Consider the following 18,721-nt stretch of genomic DNA (forward strand, 5'->3'; position numbering starts at 1 on the left):
GATCAATTATCACGTGAATGATCGTGAATTCCTTCACGAATTCCGGTGTTCCGATGAACAATGATCGGAATAAATTGCCGGAAAAACACGAAGGGCCCTGCTCAGCAGGGCCCTCGCGGTACTACTTGAAACTGGGAGTACGGACGGTCAGGGCACGACCGCGACCGACGGTGTCGTCGGCCAGGTCATGCGGATCAGCCCGCCGTTCTCGCCGGCGGTGACCTCCACGTCGTCGACGAGGCCGCTGATGACCGCGAGGCCCATGTCGTCCTCCTCGACTTCCGCGTCCGCGTCCCCGGCACCCGATGACCGGTCACCGGGGACGACGTGCGGCGCCTCGTCGCCCACCTCGATGGAGAACTGCTTCTCCTCCTCGATCAGCAACACCCGCACCGGCGCCGAGATACCGCTGCTCTGATGCAGTCCGACGGCACGGGTGCACGCCTCACCGACGGCCAACCTGACCTCGTCGAGGACGGCCTCGTCCACTCCGGCCCTGCGCGCCACCGCTGCCGCCACCAGTCGGGCGGTCCTGACGTGCTCGGGCAGCGCGCTGAAGCGGAGTTCAACGGTGGCCATGCATCCCCCTCGGAACTACGGGCGTGCTGTCGGAAGGCCGGGCCGCACGGGCCCGGTCCTCCTCACTTGTCTGTGGCCGTCCGGGCCCGGGGCCCGGACGGACGTGATCAGTCAGTGGCCGCCACCGCTTCGTCGACCGAGGTGTGAATGGGGAACACCTTGGTCAGACCGGTGATGCGGAAGATCTTCAAAATCCGCTCCTGGTTGCACACCAGGCGCAGCGAGCCCTCATGGGCCCGTACTCGCTTCAGGCCGCCCACCAGTACGCCGAGCCCGGTGGAGTCGAGGAAGTCGACGCCCTCCATGTCGACGACGAGGTGGAAACTCCCGTCGTTGACCAGCTCGACCAGCTGCTCACGCAGCTTGGGCGCGGTATAAACGTCGATTTCGCCACCGACCTCGACGACCGTACGATCGCCGACGGTACGGGTCGACAGGGACAGGTCCACGGATCCTCCAGCACCTTGCTATCGAGCGTTCGCCCCTCGGGACACCTCGGCTTGAAAGCCCCCGGGACGGTTCGCCAGCCGCGATGGCATTCAATCACTTACCGGCAGGCGTGCACGACGCCTTGGCTCCATTGTCCGTCACGCCGGTGACACACTCGATGCCGATGGCCAAGAATCACCGATCCGATCGAACCCCGACGGACACCGCCTCCAGCCCCTCGCCGGGCACGGTCCTGGACCGGCTCGCCTCGGGGCCGAGCCGGGCTTCGCGCATCACTCATACGGAGCATGTGCCCCCACGTGCGGGTCGCCATGCCGTCTGGCCCGACCGGATCCGACCGGAAGTGGTCGCCGCCGTACAGGCCGCCGGAATCGAACATCCCTGGGCCCACCAGGCACGCGTCGCCGAGCACGCGCTGGACGGCGAATCGGTCGTCGTCGCCACCGGCACCGCCTCCGGCAAGTCGCTGGCCTACCTCGTCCCGGTCCTCTCCCGCCTCCTGGACGGCTCCGAGGCCCCCAACGGCCGTGGCGCGACCACGCTCTACCTGGCCCCCACCAAGGCCCTCGCGGCGGATCAGTGCCGAGCCGTGAAGGAACTTTCACAACCCCTCGGAAACGCCGTACGCCCCGCCGTGTACGACGGCGACACCCCCGTCGAGGAACGCGAGTGGGTTCGCCAGTACGCCAACTACGTCCTCACCAACCCCGACATGCTGCACCGGGGCATCCTCCCCTCCCACCCCCGCTGGTCCTCCTTCCTGCGCGCCCTGAAATACGTCGTCATCGACGAGTGCCACACCTACCGCGGCGTCTTCGGCTCCCACGTCGCCCAGGTGCTCCGGCGCCTGCGCCGCCTGTGCGCCCGCTACGGCGCCGAGCCCGTGTTCCTCCTCGCCTCCGCCACCGCCGCCGAGCCCTCGGTCGCCGCCCGCCGCCTCACCGGCGTGCCGGTCACCGAGGTCGCGGACGACGCCTCACCCCGCGGTGAACTGGTGTTCGCCCTCTGGGAGCCGCCACTCACCGAGCTGCACGGCGAGAAGGGCGCGCCGGTACGCCGCACGGCCACCGCCGAGACCGCCGACCTGCTCACCGACCTCACCCTCCAGGGCGTCCGCTCGGTCGCCTTCGTCCGCTCCCGGCGCGGCGCGGAGCTGATCTCGGTGATCGCCCAGGAACGCCTCGCCGAGGTGGACCGTTCCCTCGCCCGCCGCGTCGCCGCCTACCGCGGCGGCTACCTCCCCGAGGAACGCCGCGCCCTCGAACGCGCCCTCCACTCCGGCGAGCTCCTCGGCCTCGCCGCCACCACCGCCCTCGAACTCGGCGTCGACATCTCCGGCCTCGACGCCGTCCTCATCGCCGGTTACCCCGGCACCCGCGCCTCCCTGTGGCAGCAGGCCGGCCGCGCCGGACGCGCCGGTCAGGGCGCCCTCGCCGTCCTGATCGCCCGCGACGACCCGCTGGACACCTTCCTGGTCCACCACCCCGAGGCCCTGTTCGACCGACCGGTGGAATCGACCGTCCTCGACCCCGACAACCCGTACGTCCTCGCCCCCCACCTCTGCGCCGCGGCCGCGGAACTGCCCCTCACCGACGAGGACCTCGTCCTGTTCGGTCCCGCCTGCGAGGACCTCCTGCCGCAGCTGGAGGCGGCGAAACTGCTCCGCCGCCGGGCAAAGGCCTGGCACTGGACCCGCCGCGAGCGGGCCGCAGACCTGGCCGACATCCGGGGCCAGGGCGGTCGCCCCGTCCAGGTCGTCGAGACCGGCACCGGCCGGCTCCTCGGCACGGTCGACGCGGGCGCCGCCCACACCACCGTCCACGAGGGCGCGGTCCATCTGCACCAGGGCCGCACCTACCTGGTCCGCGAACTGGACCTGGAGGACTCCGTCGCCCTCGTCCAGCAGGCCGACCCGCCCTATTCGACGGTCGCCCGCGACACCACCGCCATCTCCGTCCTGGAGACCGACACCGAAGTCCCCTGGGGCGACGGCCGCTTGTGCTACGGCTCGGTCGAAGTCACCAACCAGGTCGTCTCGTTCCTCCGTCGCCGCCTCATCACCGGCGAGGTGCTCGGCGAGTCCAGACTCGACCTCCCTCCTCGTACGCTGCGCACCCGCGCCGTCTGGTGGACCGTCACCGAGGACCAGCTCGACGCGGCCCGGATCAACCCCGAGATCCTCGGCGGCGCCCTGCACGCCGCCGAGCACGCCTCCATCGGCATGCTGCCCCTCTTCGCGACCTGCGACCGCTGGGACATCGGCGGTGTCTCGGTCCCGCTCCACCCGGACACCCTGCTCCCGACGGTCTTCGTCTACGACGGCCACCCCGGCGGCGCCGGATTCGCCGAGCGCGCGTTCCACACGGCCCGTGCCTGGCTCACCGCCACCCGCCAGGCCATCGCCTCCTGCGAGTGCGACGCCGGCTGCCCGTCCTGCATCCAGTCCCCCAAGTGCGGCAACGGCAACGAGCCGCTGCACAAGCGGGGCGCCGTACGCCTCCTGACCGAGCTGCTGCGCACCGCGCCGGGGGCTCCGCCGGAGGGCCGGGTGCCTTAGTGCTCGGGGGTGCCTGCCCAGGAAGCCCGGCGTGCTGAGCGCCTCAGAGCTCGGGGACGTCCGGGATCGGGCGGCTGCCGGTCGTGTGGAGCTGGTCGCGCAGTTCCCCGCGCCCCCTGAGGGGCGCACCCGCGGGACCGTCCGCTGCGTTCGGTGGCCCCGCACGTGCCCTGGACTCGGCGGTGAGTGGGCCCATCGCCGAGGCGGCCGTGACGTCCGAGATCTCTCCCTGGAGTTCACAGCGCACCAGTCGGCTGCCCTGGGCCTCCACCACCCGTTCCGCGGTCGCGCAGGCCCCCTCGGCGCCCTTCGCCCAGTGGTCGGCGGCCGCGAGAGCCGCGAGGTCGGCCGCCCCCTCCGCCTGATGCCGGATCACCACGGCCTGGCCGAAGACGAGTACGGCACCGAACACCGCGCACAGCACCGCGATCGCCCCCACCGCCCAGACGGTCGCGGACCCCCTGTCCGAGCCGGCCCGCCGCCGCGGGACCGGGCGGACGCACCCGAACCGCCGGCCGAACCACGACAACGCGCTCACCCGCCCGCCTCCCCCACCGTCTCCTCCGCGAGCGCCACGGCCGCGTGGCTGAGGTCGAGGCCCAGTCCGTCCGGCCCCGGCGCCTGGGCCGAGACCACGACGCGTACGAGATCACCCTCCCGGCCCACGCGCACCTCCGCCCCGTCCGGCGCCGTCTTCCGGGCCGCCGCCTCGACCGCCCCGGGCGGGTCCTGCCGGGCCGCCGCCCGGGCACCCGCCCGGGCGGCGTCCACGACCTGGATCTGTGCGCAGGCGGCGAGCAAGGCCCACACGAGCGCCGTCGCGAACAGCAGCATCACGGGCAGGGCCATGGCCGCCTCCGCCGTCACGAACCCGCCGTCGCCGCCCAGCGCCGCGCGAAGCCGACGCGGCTCACGCCCCGCCATTGAGGGCCCGCCCGACGATCTGCTGCAGTTCCGCCTGGACCTGCCCGCTGGTCACCACCTTGTACAGCACCGCGGCGAAGGCCACGGCCGCGATGATCCCCACCGCGTACTCGGAGGTCACCATCCCCGCGTCCCTCCGCGCCGCGAGCACCCGGCGCAGCACGGCCCGCACCACCCGTACCCGCACTGCTTCCACAGTCCGCATCGCCTGTACTGCCCGTACTGCCTTGCGCATCTCAACCCCCGTGAGGCTCTGTTCCGTTGACCACTCGTCTGTCTCGTCTGTCCGCTGATCACCGCGGTTCGTCGTCGCCCGCTTCCGATCCGCCCGGGCGGCCCCCGCGCAACACCCGCCGACGTCCGCCCCGTCACGGCCCACCTCCTCCCAACAGCCCGTCCGCCAAACCGATGACCACCGGCAGGACGCCCACCGCGATGAAGGCGGGCAGGAAGCACAGCCCCACCGGTGCGGTGACCATCACGCCGGCCCGGCGGGCCCGCTCCGTCGCCGAGCGGCCCCATTCGGCGCGAGCCTCGGCGGCCAGGCGGGCGACCGGTGAGGCCGCCGGCACCCCGGACTCGTCGGCCCGCTCCAGCAGCCGCGCCAGGGCTCCGGCGCCGGGCAGCGCCGCCAACGAGCGCCACGCTTCGGCCGGTTCTCCCCCGAGCCGCGCCTCCGCCGCCCCTCTGGACAGCCGTTCGCCCACCGGTCCGCCGAGGGCCTCGCCCACGGCCTGCGCGGCCGCCACCGGGCTCGCCCCGGCCGTGATGCAGGCAGCCAGCAGGTCGGCCGCGAGAGGCAGTTGGCGTGCCGCTGCGGCGACGTCGTACTCCTCACCCGCTTCACCGCCCGCGCTCCGCGCCCTCCTCAGCCACCGCCAGGCCCCGGCCCCGGCGGCCAGCCCCAGCAGCAGGCCGACGAGCCCGCCGACGAGCACCCACCCGGCGCAGACCGCGCCGACGACGGGCAGCCATCGCCGTACGGCCCCCTGTGTCAGGCGGTTCCGCCGGGGCGGCTCGACCGCCAGTGCGAGCACCCTGGTCAGGCGGGCACGCAGCCTTCGCCGACGTCGCGCGGAGTCGAACGCCCGGACCAGCCACCACAGCCCCACGATCACGGCGACGGTCACCCCCAGCCTGTGGACAACCTCCGCGCTCACGCCGTCTCAGCTCCCCGCACGATCCGCAGCGCCCACCACAGGCCCACGCCCTCCAGCACGGCGCCGACGACCAGACAGCCCATCCCCGCCGCGCTGTGCAGCACCACGTGCAAGGGATCGGCGCCGAGCGCGGTCCCCAGCAACAGGCCCAGCACCGGTAGTCCGGCCAGCATCACGGCCGTCGACCGCGCGCCGGCCAACTGGGCACTCAGGTCAGCCCGCTGGTCCCGCTCGGCGCGCAGGGCGCCCTCCAGCCGGTCGAGGCCGGCGGCCAGGCCCGCGCCCCGGTCGACGGCCACCCGCCAGCAGGCGGCGAGCCCCGACAGCCCCTCGGCACCGGGCTGCCGCGCCGCGTCCACCAGGGCACCGGGCACGTCCCCGCCGAAGCGGGCCGCCGCCAGCACCACGGCATGGGACTCGCCCAGTCCGGCGGAGTCCCGCGCGGCCCGCGTCAACGCCTCGCCCGGCTGCCGCCCGGCCCGCACCTCCCCCGCGAGCGACGCGCACAGCGCGACCACGGCATCGCCCCGCCGCTCCCGGACCCGGCGCTCCTCCGCCGCCCGCCGCACCCGCCTCAGCAACGGCACCCCGGCCGCTCCCACGACGACCGGCAGCACCGACGCCCCGAGCACCGCGATCACCAATCCGGCCACCGGCGCCCACCACTCGGTCCCCAGCGTCCGCACCCGGCCGACGACCCGCTTCCATCGCGGCGGCCCCACCGCCGTGCCACCCGGCAACAACGACCGCGCCCGCCGCGCCCCCGCGCCCCGCCCGTCGTCCGACATCCAGGCCGCGGCCCCGGCGCACATCACGGCCACCACCCCCGAGATCTCCCCGACCCCTGTCACCGCCGCCCACTCCCTTCCACAAGGCCGACAGCCCGGCCGTAGGTCTCATCCATCCGCCCGCCGTCCGGGTCTCGCATCCGACCGCCCGGGCCCCCCGCCCCGCCGTCCGGACCCCGCGCCCCGCCGGAGATCTCGTCCCCCCGGCTGTGCGCCCCGCCCCGAAGCAGGCCCCGCAGCCGCTCCCAGCCCCGCTCGTGCACGAACGCCGCCTCGCCCCAGCGGAGGGCCGGCACGGTCACCACCAGCCCCGACACGTCCCGCTCCAGCACGTGCACCTCGTCGATCCGCCGGCGGCCGTCCCGGTCCCGTACGAGATGCAGGACCACCGACAGCGCGGCCGCCAGCTGGCTGTGCAGTGCGGCCCGGTCCAGCCCCGCGGCCGTGCCGAGGGCCTCCAGACGGGCCGGCACCTGCCCCGCGGCATTGGCGTGGAGCGTTCCGCTGCCGCCCTCGTGGCCGGTGTTCAGGGCGGCCAGCAGGGCCACCACCTCGGGCCCCCGCACCTCGCCGACCACCAGCCGGTCCGGGCGCATGCGCAGCGCCTGTCGCACCAGGTCCCGCAGCTCGACAAGGCCCACGCCCTCCTGGTTCGCCGGTCTCCCCTCCAGCCGCACCACATGCGGATGGTCGGGCCGCAGCTCCGCCGAGTCCTCGGCCAGCACGATCCGCTCGCCGGGGTCGACCAGCCCGAGCAGCGCGCTCAGCAAGGTGGTCTTCCCGGTCCCCGTCCCGCCGCTGATGACGTACGACAACCGGGAGCCGATCAGCGCCCGCAGGACCCGGTCGCCGCCGGGCGGAACCGTGCCCGCCGCCACCAGTTCGGCGAGGGTGAAGGCGCGCGGCCGGACGACCCGCAGGGACAGACAGGTGGAACCGACGGCCACCGGCGGGAGCACCGCGTGCAGTCGGGTGCCGTCCGGGAGCCGGGCGTCCACCCACGGTCGGGCGTCGTCCAGCCGACGTCCGGCGACGGCCGCCAGGCGCTGCGCGAGGCGTCGTACGGCCGCCGCGTCCGGGAAGGAGATCACGGTGAGCTCCAGGCCGCCGCCCCGGTCCACCCATACCCGGTCCGGCGCCGACACCAGCACGTCGGTGACCGAGGGATCCGCGAGCAGCGGCTCCAGCGGCCCGCTCCCCACGAGCTCCGACCGCAGCCGCTCGGCCGCCCCGAGCACCTCGGCGTCCCCGAGCACCCGCCCCCGTTCGCGCAGCGCCTGCGCCACGCGCGCGGGCGTCGGCTCGGCCCCGCTCTCGACGAGCCACTGCCGTACGCCGTCCAGCAGACCGTCGTCGGGCATCCCGTTCACCCGGTTCACGCCGCCTCACCCCGGACCGCCGCGCGCTCCCAGAAGCCGTCACAGAAACGGGCGAGCGGTCCACGTGGCGCACCCGGGGGTCCGCCGCCGTCGGACAGCCCGGACTCGGTGGGCACTTCGCCCGCGAGGGGCAGCCGGAGGAGGCGGGCCACCTCGTGGTCGTCGAGGCCGGGGGCGTACGGGCCGCGGACCGCGACGCGCAGGTCTCGCAGGACCATGCCGAAGGCGGAGGCGACCCGGGAGGCGGCGGCGACGGCCCGCAGTTCGGCGGGGACGACCAGGAGCCCCATGTCCAGTTGGGCGAGGGTTTCGGCGACACCTTCGTCGATGCGGCGCGGCAGGTCGACGACGACCGCGCCGCCGCGCCGCCGGCCCGCGGCGAGCACCGCGCGCACGGCCTGGGGCGGAATGGCCACGGCGTCGCCCCGGTCCCAGCTGAGGACGCGCAGGGCGTGCACCTCGGGCAGCGACTCCTCCAGCGCGCCACCGCCGACCCGTCCGCGTGAGGCGGCGAAGGCCGGCCAGCGCAGTCCGTCGGCGCTCTCGCCGCCGAGGAGCACGTCCAGGCCGCCGCCGAGCGGATCGGCGTCCACGAGGAGGGTGCGGGTGCCCCGGCGCGCGGAGGTGACGGCGAGGGCGCAGGCCAGCGTGGACGCCCCGGCACCGCCCCGGCCGCCGACGACGCCTACGGTGAGCGCCGGCCTGCCGACGCCTTCCGCCACGTCGGCGATGCGGTCGACGAGCCACTGCTCGCCGTCGGGCAGCATCAGGACGTGGTCGGCGCCGATCTCCACGGCCCGCTGCCAGACGCCGGAGTCGTCCTGGTCCTTGCCGACGAGCACCACTCCTCGTCTGCGTGCGGCCCCGCGCAGCCGCCGTGCCGCGTCGTTCCCGACGAGCACCAGCGGTGCCGTCTCCCATCGGCCCCGGGCTTCCGGCACCCCGTGGTGGACCTCCGGCCGGGCGCCCGCTGCCGCGCACAGGCGCAGCAGGTCGTCCAGCAGTTCCACGTCCTCGGTGACGATCAACGGCCTGCCCTGCCGCCCCTCGGCGGCGGACGGCCGGTCGTCGGTGATGGCTCCCGCCACGATCTCCAGCCCCCTTCGCTGCGTGAACGCGGTCGCCCGGTGTTCCGGACGACGTGTTCAACTCCTGTGTGAAGCACCGGAGATCGGCCGCCGCGGAGGCGGTCGACGGAATCCGGCCCTACGCATCCGCGAAACGGAACCGGCCGTGAACTCGCCGCCGTCGGGACGCGCTGGAATCACGGTGCGACGGCCTCGGAAATCATGTGGATCTTGGTCGAAAACTGTGGACAACTCGGCCCTTGTGAATATCGCCGTCACCCGAACAGGCGACTGCTGTGCGACTTCCACAGCGCAGCCTGACGACTACGGAAGGTGACGGATCCTGTGCCGGGGCAGAGGAAAGCCCACGAGGGCCTGAGAGCGCCTCGCGGGCCGGGGAGAAGAGAGGAAACGCGTCCGGACATGCGACGACCCCCACCGGGGGGGAGAGTGGGGGTCGTCTCCACGGCCGACTCGGGGGGGGAGGAGCCGGACCGCGTTAGCACGGTCGCGAACGATCCGTGACTTCCATGGTGTACCCGAGAGGCCTCTCAGGCAAACCCACGCGCCCCACACTAGCCCGAATGGCGGGCGCATATGCTCGGCCCCGTGGAAAACCACTCCTTGCCCCGCACAGCGGCCTTCTTTGACCTGGACAAGACGGTCATTGCGAAGTCGAGCACGCTCACGTTCAGCAAGTCGTTCTACCAAGGCGGCCTGATCAACCGCAGGGCCGCCCTGCGAACGGCGTACACCCAGTTCGTGTTCCTCGCGGGCGGCGCCGACCACGACCAGATGGAACGGATGCGGAAGTATCTGTCCGCGCTGTGCCGGGGCTGGAACGTCCAACAGGTGAAGGACATCGTCGCCGAGACCCTGCACGACCTGATCGACCCGATCATCTACGACGAGGCGGCCTCCCTCATCGAGGAGCACCACGTCGCGGGTCGGGACGTCGTCATCGTCTCCACCTCGGGCGCCGAGGTCGTCGAGCCGATCGGGGAGCTCCTCGGCGCGGACCGGGTGGTGGCGACCCGCATGGTCGTCGGCGACGACGGCTGCTTCACCGGCGAGGTGGAGTACTACGCCTACGGCCCGACGAAGGCGGAGGCGATCCGGGAGCTGGCCGAGTCCGAGGAGTACGACCTCGCGCACTGCTACGCCTACAGCGACTCGGCGACGGACCTGCCGATGCTGGAGGCCGTGGGTCATCCGCACGCGGTGAACCCGGACCGGACGCTGCGCAGGGAGGCCCTCGCGCGCGGGTGGCCCATCCTCGACTTCCACCGCCCGGTGCGCCTCAAGCAGCGCCTGGCCGTACGGCCGCGGCCCGCCCTTCTCGCGGCGGCCGCCATAGGCGCCGCGGCGGCCACCGCCGGGCTGGTCTGGTACGCGAGCCGGCGCCGCGTGGCGACCGCCTGAACCGCTCTCCGCGCAGCCGGCAGCGGATTCACCCTCTTTGAACCCAAAAGTAAAGAAGCGCATCAAGGGGTTCCGCTTGCCCGGGTCCTGGAGTAGAAAGGATTCAAGGCCCGCGAGACCAAAGGCGTCCGAGAGGATCACCTTTAACAACTCATTTTGGCCCCACGGACCTAGCATGAACACCAGGCACCCACGCGACGTCGACCCGTCGATTACGGGCCAGCCGCACCAGGTCACGGGCTGAGTTCCCGGCCTGATGGGCATATATCGAGGACGCTTGGTAACCAGGTGGACATGCCAGCGGCGGTACGAATTCTCGTACCGCCGCAACCCTTTTCCAGGAGTTCTGCGTCGCCTGTTCGCGGCTCTCTACGCCGCCCCGCGCTGCAGCGCCTCGCACACGGCCGTCGACTCCCGAGCGCCCAGCTCGATCGCCCTGCCGCAGTGGGCGATCCAGGCGGCCATGCCCTCCGGGGTGCCGGAAGCGTAGCCGTCGAGGGCGGCCAGATAGGCGGCACGGCCCAGTTCCGCGTGGCCGACCTCCGCCGGGCAGACCGACTTGGGGTCGAGGCCGCTGCCGATCAGCACGATCCGCTCGGCCGCGCGCGCGACGAGGCCGTTGTGGAAGCCGAAGGGCCGCAGGGCGAGCAGTTCGCCGTGGACGACGGCGGCCGTCACCAGCGCCGGAGCCGAGCTGCCCTTGATGATCAGCTCGGAGAGCCCGTCGAGCCGGCCCGCGACCTCCGCCGGCCCCGGCAGGGGCAGCTCGACCAGGGGCTCCTCGACGGGCTCGCCGTCCTGTCGCGGGCGCCCCACGCGCGCGTCGTCGCTCCCGGCCGCGACCAGGTGCAGCCGGGCCAGCACGCGCAGGGGCGACTGCCGCCAGATCGACAGCAGCTGTCCCGCCTCGGCGGTGAGCCGCAGCGCGGCGCCCACGGCGCGGGCCTCGTCGTCGCCGTCCTGACCGCTGAAGTCCGTACGGCGACGCACCTCTTCGAGGGCCCAGTCGGCGCCGGACAGCGCCGCCGAGCCGCGCGCGCCCCGCAGGGCGGCCTCGGAGGTGACCGCGTTGCTGCGACGGCGCATGACGCGGTGGCCGTAGACCCGGTCCACGGACTTGCGCACGGACTCCACGGATTCGGCCACACCGGGAAGCTCTCCCAGGGCCGCGAGCGGATCGGCGGCCGCACCTGTCGTACTCATGAGTACGACCCTACGCGCACCGGCGGCAGACCCCTCGAAGGAGTGGTCTTCCCGACCGCGCGAACACCCTGGGCGGCCACACCGCTACCGTTAGTGAACATGAAAATTGCTTTCGTCGGGAAGGGCGGGAGTGGCAAGACCACGCTGTCCTCCCTGTTCATCCGCCACCTCGCCGCCTCAGGAGTCCCCGTCGTCGCCGTCGACGCGGACATCAACCAGCACCTGGGCGCCGCCCTCGGCCTCGACGAGTCGGAGGCCGCCGAACTGCCCGCGATGGGCGAGCGGCTGGCACTGATCAAGAACCACCTGCGGGGCTCCAACCCGCGGATCGCCTCCGCCGAGACGATGATCAAGACGACCCCGCCGGGCGACGGCTCGCGTCTGGTGCGGATCTGCGAGCCCAACGCGATCTACGACGCCTGCGCCCGCCCGGTGGAACTCGACGGCGGGGCCGTCCGTTTGATGGTCACCGGCCCCTTCACCGACGCCGACCTGGGGGTCGCCTGCTACCACTCCAAGACGGGAGCGGTGGAGCTGTTCCTGAACCACCTGGTGGACGGCCGCGACGAGTACGTGGTGGTCGACATGACAGCCGGTTCGGACTCCTTCGCGTCCGGCATGTTCACCCGTTTCGACATGACGTTCCTCGTCGCCGAACCGACGAGGAGGGGGGTCTCCGTCTATCGCCAGTACAAGGAGTACGCCGCCGACTACGGCGTCGCCCTGAAGGTCGTCGGGAACAAGGTGCACGGCCAGGACGACCTCGACTTCCTCCGCGCCGAGGTCGGGGACGACCTGCTGGTGGCCTTCGGGCACTCGGACTGGGTGCGCGCCCTGGAGAAGGGCCGCCCGCCCCGCTTCGAGCACCTGGAGGAGGCCAACCGCCGCTCCCTGCGCACCCTGCACGAAGCGGCCGACGCCACGTACGAGCTGCGTGACTGGGAGCGCTACACCCGTCAGATGGAGCACTTCCACCTGAAGAACGCCACCAGTTGGGGCAACGAGAGGACCGGGGCCGATCTGGCCTCGCAGATCGACCCCGGGTTCGTGCTCGGCGAACAGGTGGCCGCCGCCGTGTGAGCGCCGCTACGGCTTGGCCGCGGGTGCCCCCGGAACCCCCTTCGGTGCCGGTGCCGCTCCTGCGGAGAGGAAGGACGTCCAGCCGCCCTTCGGAGACTGACCGACACCCAGGCCGCGCAGCCTGTCCAGGACCTTCGGGTCCTGGGCGTCGAGCCAGTCCGCGAGTTGCCGGAAGGAGACGCAGCGCACCTCGGGCTTGCCGCAGACCGCCTCGACGGTCTCCTCGACCGCGCGCATGTAGACGCCGCCGTTCCACGACTCGAAGTGGTTGCCGATGATCAGGGGCGCGCGGTTGCTTTGATAGGCGCGCTCGAAGCCCGCGAGCAACCCGTCACGGAACTGGTCGCCCCACTCCTCCCGCCGGGCGGGCGCCCCCGCCCGGGCGCCGGACTGGTTGACGTAGAAGTTGTAGTCCATGGTCAGGGTCTCGAAGTTCCGCCCCGGGACCGGGACGAGCTGCAGCGAGAGGTCCCACAGCCCGTCCTTCTTCTCGGGCCAGACCTGGTTCCGGACGCCGCTGGTGTCGTAGCGGAAGCCCAGTTCCCGGGCGGCCCGCATGAAGTTGGTCTGTCCTTCGAGACAGGGCGTGCGGGCGCCGATCAACTCCTTGTCGTAGTCGAAGGGCAGGGGGTCGGCCCGCTCCGTGCCGGTGTTGGTCTTCCATGCCTTCACGAACGACTTGGCCTGGGCGACCTCGCTCTTCCACTCCTCGACCGACCACTCGCCGACCCCGCCGTCGGGTCCGCAGAAGTGGCCGTTGAAGTGGGTGCCGATCTCGTTGCCCTCCAGCCACGCGCCGCGCAGCTGGTCCACGGTGTCCCTGATCCCGCGGACGTCGTTGAACCCGATGTCGGAGCGGCCCGGTGAGTGCTGGGGCGGCCGGTACAGGTCCCGCTTCTCCTCCGGCAGCATGTACACACCGCTCAGGAAGTACGTCATGGTCGCGTCGTTGGCCCGGGCGACCTTGCGGAAGTGCGAGAAGAGCCGTTGGCTGTCCTCCCCCGCGCCGTCCCAGGAGAAGACGACGAACTGCGGGGGCCGTTGACCGGGCTTCAACCGCTGTGGCCTGGGCAGGTGCGGCTGCGCCCCGGTGTACGCGGTGGAGCCGTCGCCGATCAGCCGGACCGCGGTCTTGGGCGGCGCCGGGGCACCCCCCTTCGTGAGCCCGCCCTGGGGACCCCCCTGCTCCGTTCTCTTCGCGCCGGGTGAGCCGGCGGTCGACGTCGGCTCACCGATCCCGCATCCGGCGATCGCCGCGGCCACGGTCGCGGCGAGCGTGACTGCGGCGGCGATCCTCTGGGTGACGGCCATGTCCCGCCCACCTTCCTTCGTTCCGGGGCAGAGCGGCCAAGGTCACACAGAGTTCCGATCATGATTAATACGACAAGCCGATGAAATGCTTCATTCACCCCCGTGAGTGATCTAATGACCCATTTGCGGCTAATGTTCTTGCGCATCCTTTACCCTGCATTACGATTCGTTTACTGAGCGTTGAGAAAATCCCGCCGCTGTACGCCGTGTCCCACGGCCGCGAACCGACGCGACCGCGCAGCCCCGGAGGAGACGGGAGAACATGTCCGCCTGCGTTCCCACCCCCACCCCCACCACCGACCCGGACTCGAACCGGACGGAGCGTGACCACCGACCGCACAGCCCGCCGGAGGGCCCGCGTCGCCGGTTCCACGTCTCGGCCGCCGATCTGTCCGCCTCCGTCGCGGTCTTCCTGATCGCCCTCCCCCTGTCCCTGGGCATCGCGCTCGCCACGGGCGCACCGCTCCAGGCCGGCCTCGTGGCGGCCGCCGTCGGCGGTCTCGTGGCCGGACGCCTCGGCGGATCCCCCCTCCAGGTCAGCGGCCCCGCGGCCGGTCTCACGGTGGTCACCGCCGACCTCATCCACCAGTACGGCTGGCGCACCACCTGCGCCATCACCGTCTTCGCGGGCATCGCCCAACTGGGCCTGGCCCACCTGCGCGTGGCCCGCTCGGCGCTCGCCGTCAGCCCCGCGATCGTGCACGGCATGCTCGCCGGCATCGGCGTCACCATCGCGGTCGCCCAGCTCCACATCGTGCTCGGCGGCACCCCGCAGAGCTCCGTCAGCGCCAACCTCGGGGCCCTGCCCGCCCAGTTGGCGGACCTGCACCCCGCCGCGGTCTCCGTGAGCGTCCTCACCCTCGTCCTGCTGCTCGCCTGGCCCCGCCTCCCCGGCTCCGTCGGGCGGCAACTGCGCGCGGTCCCGGCGGCCCTCGTCGCCGTCGCCGGCGCCACGGCCGCCGCCGCGCTCGCCGCGTTGAGCCTGCCCAAGGTCGACCTGCCGTCCTGGCGCAGCCACGCCCTGGCCGGCGTGCCCGAAGGACCGGTGCTCGGCCTCGTCGCGGCCGTCCTCACCACCACGCTCGTGTGCAGCGTGCAGTCCCTGCTCGGCGCCGTGGCCATGGACAAACTGGCGGCCGGACGGACCGACGTACGGCGCTCCGACCTCGACCGCGAACTGCGCGGCCAGGGCGCGGCCAACGTCGCCTCCGGCGTCCTCGGCGGCCTGCCGATCGCCGGCGTCGCCGTCCGCAGCACGGCCAATGTCCGGGCCGGCGCCACCAGCCGGAACTCCACGATGCTGCACGGCGTCTGGGTGATGGCGGCCACCCTGCTCCTGGTGCCCGTCCTGGAGCTGATCCCCCTCGCCTCACTCGCCGCGCTGGTGATGGCCGTCGGAATCCAGATGGTCTCCCTGCACCACATCCGTACGGTCACCCGCCACCGCGAGGTACTGGTCTACGCCGTCACCACCCTCGGCGTCGTCGTCTTCGGTGTCCTGGAGGGCGTCGCGCTCGGTATCGCCGTGGCCGTCGGCGTCGCCCTGCACCGCCTCACGCGCACCCGCATCACCCACGACCAGCGGGACGGCGTCCATCACGTCCGTGTGCGTGGCCAGTTGACGTTCCTCGCGGTGCCCCGGCTCAGCCGCGCCCTGCACCAGGTCCCCGCGGGCGCCGTCACCGTGGTGGAGCTGGACGGGTCGTTCATGGACCACGCGGCGTACGAGTCGCTGCAGGACTGGCAGCACGCGCACCACGCGCGGGGCGGCTCCGTGGAGATCACCGGCCGCGCCGGCACCCGGATCGCCGAGCCCGCGAGCACCACGGCGGGCTGCCGCTGCCGGCCCTGGACGCCCTGGCGCAACCACCAGTGCGAGGCCCCGGCCAGCCCGACCGAGGGCACAGCGCGGGAGGAGACGGCCGAAGAGCCGAGCGGTCATCAACTGGCGCGCGGCATCAGCGCGTTCCAGCGCAACACCGCCCCCCTGGTCCGCGGGGAGCTGGCCCGGCTGGCGCGCGAGGGTCAGCAGCCCTCGCAGCTCTTCCTGACCTGTGCGGATTCCCGGCTCGTCACGTCGATGATCACCTCCAGCGGTCCCGGCGACCTCTTCGTCGTCCGCAATGTCGGCAACCTCGTTCCGCCGCCCGGCGAGGAGAGCGGCGACGACTCGGTGGCGGCGGCCATCGAGTACGCGGTGGACGTGCTGAAGGTACGGTCCATCACGGTCTGCGGGCACTCGGGCTGCGGCGCGATGCAGGCCCTGCTCAAGACTGATCCGCACGGCGCCCAGACCCCTCTCAAGCGCTGGCTGCGGCACGGCCGGCCCAGCCTGGAGCGCGCCACCGACAAGAACCGGCCCTGGGCCCGGCTCGCGGGCCGCGAGCCCGCCGACGCCATCGAGCAGCTGTGCCTGACCAACATCATCCAGCAGCTGGAGCACCTGAGAGCCCACGACTCCGTCGCCCGCGCCCTGCGTGAGGGGGCGCTCGAACTGCACGGCATGTACTTCCACGTGGGTGAGGCACAGGCCTACCTGCTCACGGAATCGGCGCCGGAGAGCGGAGTCTTCGATCAGGTCACCGGCGCGGCAGACCCGGCCGAACCCAACGGGACGGTCCTGTACGACACTCGCGCGTGAACCGATGTCCGTCGGGGTCCGTGGGAACGGGTGGCGTCCTGGCCGCAGGGCCACCCGCCCACAGGTCTAAACCAATCCGACGAAGGCCCTTGTCATCGGGGGTCCGGGTCTGATGAGCTGTGGCCTGGGACACAACGGTCGCCCCCCGGCAAAGCACCGCAAGGGAGATGTCGTGAGCAACGAAAGCCTGGCCAACCTCTTGAAGGAGGAGCGACGCTTCGCGCCGCCCGCTGACCTGGCCGAGAACGCCAACGTCACGGCCGAGGCGTACGAACGGGCCAAGGCTGACAGGCTCGGTTTCTGGGCGGCTCAGGCCCGGCGGCTGACCTGGGCCAAGGAGCCGACCCAGACGCTGAACTGGTCGAACCCGCCGTTCGCCAAGTGGTTCGAGGACGGCGAGCTCAACGTCGCGTACAACTGCGTCGACCGGCATGTCGAGGCAGGCAACGGCGACCGGGTCGCCATCCACTTCGAGGGCGAACCGGGTGACAGCCGTGCCCTCACCTACGCCGAGCTCAAGGACGAGGTGAGCAGGGCGGCCAACGCCCTGCTGGAGCTGGGCGTCCAGGCGGGCGACCGGGTCGCGGTCTACATGCCGATGATCCCGGAGACGGCCGTGGCGATGCTCGCCTGCGCCCGGATCGGCGCCGCGCACTCCGTCGTGTTCGGCGGCTTCTCGGCGGACGCGCTCGCGACCCGCATCCAGGACGCCGACGCGAAGGTGGTCATCACCGCCGACGGCGGCTACCGGCGCGGCAAGCCGTCCGCGCTGAAGCCCGCCGTGGACGACGCGGCCGACCGGGCCGGCAATGTCGAGCACATCCTCGTCGTCCGCCGCACCGGCCAGGACGTCGCGTGGAACGACTCCCGCGACGTGTGGTGGCACGAGATCGTCGACCGGCAGAGCAACGAGCACACGCCGCAGCCGTTCGGCGCCGAGCACCCGCTGTTCATCCTGTACACGTCCGGCACGACGGGTAAGCCCAAGGGCATCCTGCACACCTCCGGCGGCTACCTCACGCAGACGTCGTACACCCACCACGCCGTCTTCGACCTCAAGCCGGAGACGGACGTGTACTGGTGCACGGCCGACGTCGGCTGGGTCACCGGCCACTCGTACATCGTCTACGGGCCCCTGGCGAACGGCGCTACGCAGGTCATGTACGAGGGCACGCCGGACACCCCGCACCAGGGGCGGTTCTGGGAGATCGTGCAGAAGTACGGGGTGACGATCCTCTACACGGCGCCCACGGCCATCCGTACGTTCATGAAGTGGGGCGACGACATCCCCGCGAAGTTCGACCTGTCCTCACTGCGCGTCCTCGGCTCCGTCGGTGAGCCCATCAACCCCGAGGCGTGGATCTGGTACCGCAAGCACATCGGGGCCGACGCGACGCCGATCGTGGACACCTGGTGGCAGACCGAGACCGGCGCGATGATGATCTCGCCACTGCCGGGCGTGACGTCGACCAAGCCGGGATCCGCGCAGACGCCGCTGCCGGGCATCTCCGCGACGGTCGTCGACGACGAGGCGAACGAGGTGCCGAACGGCGGCGGTGGCTATCTCGTCCTCACCGAGCCGTGGCCGTCCATGCTGCGCACCATCTGGGGCGACGACCAGCGGTTCCTCGACACGTACTGGTCCCGGTTCGAGGGCAAGTACTTCGCCGGTGACGGGGCGAAGAAGGACGACGACGGGGACATCTGGCTCCTCGGCCGCGTCGACGACGTGATGCTCGTGTCCGGTCACAACATCTCGACGACCGAGGTGGAGTCCGCGCTCGTCTCGCACCCGTCCGTGGCGGAGGCCGCGGTGGTCGGCGCGGCCGACGAGACCACCGGCCAGGCGATCGTGGCGTTCGTGATCCTGCGCGGCACGGCGAACGCCGAGGACGAGAGCCTCGTCGCCGACCTGCGCAACCACGTCGGCGCCACCCTCGGCCCGATCGCCAAGCCGAAGCGGATTCTGCCGGTGCAGGAGCTGCCGAAGACCCGCTCCGGGAAGATCATGCGGCGACTGCTGCGTGACGTGGCGGAGAACCGCCAGCTCGGCGACGTCACGACGCTGACCGACTCCACGGTCATGGACCTCATCCAGGCCAAGCTGCCGGCGGCGCCCAGCGAGGACTGACGCGTCACATACGGCTCAAGGGGCACCCG

The 18,721-nt window shown here is 72.3% G+C and carries 16 protein-coding genes; 5 read left to right on the plus strand and 11 right to left on the minus strand.

Annotation, left to right across the window (positions count from 1 at the left end):
* Positions 1–147: 147 nt before the first annotated feature.
* Positions 148–579 (minus strand): ATP-binding protein, encoded by a 432-nt coding sequence (locus ACZ9QC_RS17920; RefSeq protein WP_472921030.1) that lies wholly within the window; start codon positions 577–579, stop codon positions 148–150.
* Positions 580–686: 107 nt separating this feature from the next.
* Positions 687–1,028 carry an anti-sigma factor antagonist BldG gene (gene bldG / locus ACZ9QC_RS17925; protein WP_005475923.1) on the minus strand — a complete coding sequence of 114 codons (342 nt, stop codon included), beginning with the start codon at positions 1,026–1,028 and terminating at the stop codon, positions 687–689.
* Between the two features lie 83 nt (positions 1,029–1,111).
* On the opposite strand from bldG, the gene ACZ9QC_RS17930 reads away from it, so the two are divergent.
* Complete coding sequence (locus ACZ9QC_RS17930; RefSeq protein WP_472921031.1) at positions 1,112–3,586, plus strand: DEAD/DEAH box helicase; 2,475 nt, start codon at positions 1,112–1,114, stop codon at positions 3,584–3,586.
* A gap of 43 nt (positions 3,587–3,629) precedes the next feature.
* On the opposite strand, the gene ACZ9QC_RS17935 is transcribed toward ACZ9QC_RS17930, so the two are convergent.
* The 7 genes from ACZ9QC_RS17935 to ssd form a co-directional block, all read right to left on the minus strand.
* Positions 3,630–4,115 carry an Rv3654c family TadE-like protein gene (locus tag ACZ9QC_RS17935; protein WP_472921724.1) on the minus strand — a complete coding sequence of 162 codons (486 nt, stop codon included), beginning with the start codon at positions 4,113–4,115 and terminating at the stop codon, positions 3,630–3,632.
* A 5-nt stretch (positions 4,116–4,120) separates the two neighbouring features.
* A complete protein-coding gene (locus ACZ9QC_RS17940) occupies positions 4,121–4,510 on the minus strand; it encodes a TadE family type IV pilus minor pilin (protein ID WP_472921032.1) in 390 nt (129 codons plus the stop codon).
* Positions 4,497–4,745: a DUF4244 domain-containing protein gene (locus ACZ9QC_RS17945; protein WP_472921033.1), complete on the minus strand. Its 249-nt coding sequence runs from the start codon at positions 4,743–4,745 to the stop codon at positions 4,497–4,499. The genes ACZ9QC_RS17940 and ACZ9QC_RS17945 overlap by 14 nt, the downstream gene beginning before the upstream one ends.
* 133 nt (positions 4,746–4,878) lie before the next feature.
* A complete protein-coding gene (locus ACZ9QC_RS17950) occupies positions 4,879–5,670 on the minus strand; it encodes a type II secretion system F family protein (RefSeq protein ID WP_472921034.1) in 792 nt (263 codons plus the stop codon).
* A complete protein-coding gene (locus ACZ9QC_RS17955) occupies positions 5,667–6,482 on the minus strand; it encodes a type II secretion system F family protein (protein WP_472921725.1) in 816 nt (271 codons plus the stop codon). The genes ACZ9QC_RS17950 and ACZ9QC_RS17955 overlap by 4 nt, the downstream gene beginning before the upstream one ends.
* A 35-nt stretch (positions 6,483–6,517) precedes the next feature.
* Positions 6,518–7,828 carry a TadA family conjugal transfer-associated ATPase gene (locus ACZ9QC_RS17960; RefSeq protein WP_472921726.1) on the minus strand — a complete coding sequence of 437 codons (1,311 nt, stop codon included), beginning with the start codon at positions 7,826–7,828 and terminating at the stop codon, positions 6,518–6,520.
* 5 nt (positions 7,829–7,833) lie between these two features.
* Positions 7,834–8,925: a septum site-determining protein Ssd gene (ssd, locus tag ACZ9QC_RS17965; protein WP_472921035.1), complete on the minus strand. Its 1,092-nt coding sequence runs from the start codon at positions 8,923–8,925 to the stop codon at positions 7,834–7,836.
* Positions 8,926–9,501: 576 nt separating this feature from the next.
* Between ssd and ACZ9QC_RS17970 the strand changes: the two genes are divergently transcribed.
* Positions 9,502–10,326: an HAD family hydrolase gene (locus ACZ9QC_RS17970; RefSeq protein ID WP_472921036.1), complete on the plus strand. Its 825-nt coding sequence runs from the start codon at positions 9,502–9,504 to the stop codon at positions 10,324–10,326.
* A 369-nt stretch (positions 10,327–10,695) separates the two neighbouring features.
* Here ACZ9QC_RS17970 and ACZ9QC_RS17975 read toward each other — a convergent pair whose 3' ends face one another.
* Complete coding sequence (locus ACZ9QC_RS17975; protein WP_472921037.1) at positions 10,696–11,529, minus strand: Fic family protein; 834 nt, start codon at positions 11,527–11,529, stop codon at positions 10,696–10,698.
* 99 nt (positions 11,530–11,628) lie between these two features.
* Between ACZ9QC_RS17975 and ACZ9QC_RS17980 the strand changes: the two genes are divergently transcribed.
* Positions 11,629–12,609 (plus strand): ATP-binding protein, encoded by a 981-nt coding sequence (locus ACZ9QC_RS17980; RefSeq protein ID WP_472921038.1) that lies wholly within the window; start codon positions 11,629–11,631, stop codon positions 12,607–12,609.
* Between the two features lie 6 nt (positions 12,610–12,615).
* Here the strand turns inward: ACZ9QC_RS17980 and ACZ9QC_RS17985 are convergent, their stop codons facing one another.
* Positions 12,616–13,920 (minus strand): polysaccharide deacetylase family protein, encoded by a 1,305-nt coding sequence (locus ACZ9QC_RS17985; protein ID WP_472921039.1) that lies wholly within the window; start codon positions 13,918–13,920, stop codon positions 12,616–12,618.
* 262 nt (positions 13,921–14,182) lie between these two features.
* Here ACZ9QC_RS17985 and ACZ9QC_RS17990 point away from each other — a divergent pair, with 262 nt between their 5' ends.
* The gene (locus tag ACZ9QC_RS17990; RefSeq protein WP_472921040.1) at positions 14,183–16,561 is read left to right on the plus strand and encodes a bifunctional SulP family inorganic anion transporter/carbonic anhydrase; all 2,379 of its coding nucleotides are present in this window, start codon (positions 14,183–14,185) and stop codon (positions 16,559–16,561) included.
* Positions 16,562–16,733: 172 nt separating this feature from the next.
* Positions 16,734–18,692 carry an acetate--CoA ligase gene (acs, locus tag ACZ9QC_RS17995; protein WP_472921041.1) on the plus strand — a complete coding sequence of 653 codons (1,959 nt, stop codon included), beginning with the start codon at positions 16,734–16,736 and terminating at the stop codon, positions 18,690–18,692.
* Positions 18,693–18,721 lie beyond the last annotated feature (29 nt).

This window comes from Streptomyces sp. HUAS MS02, from assembly GCF_055702265.1.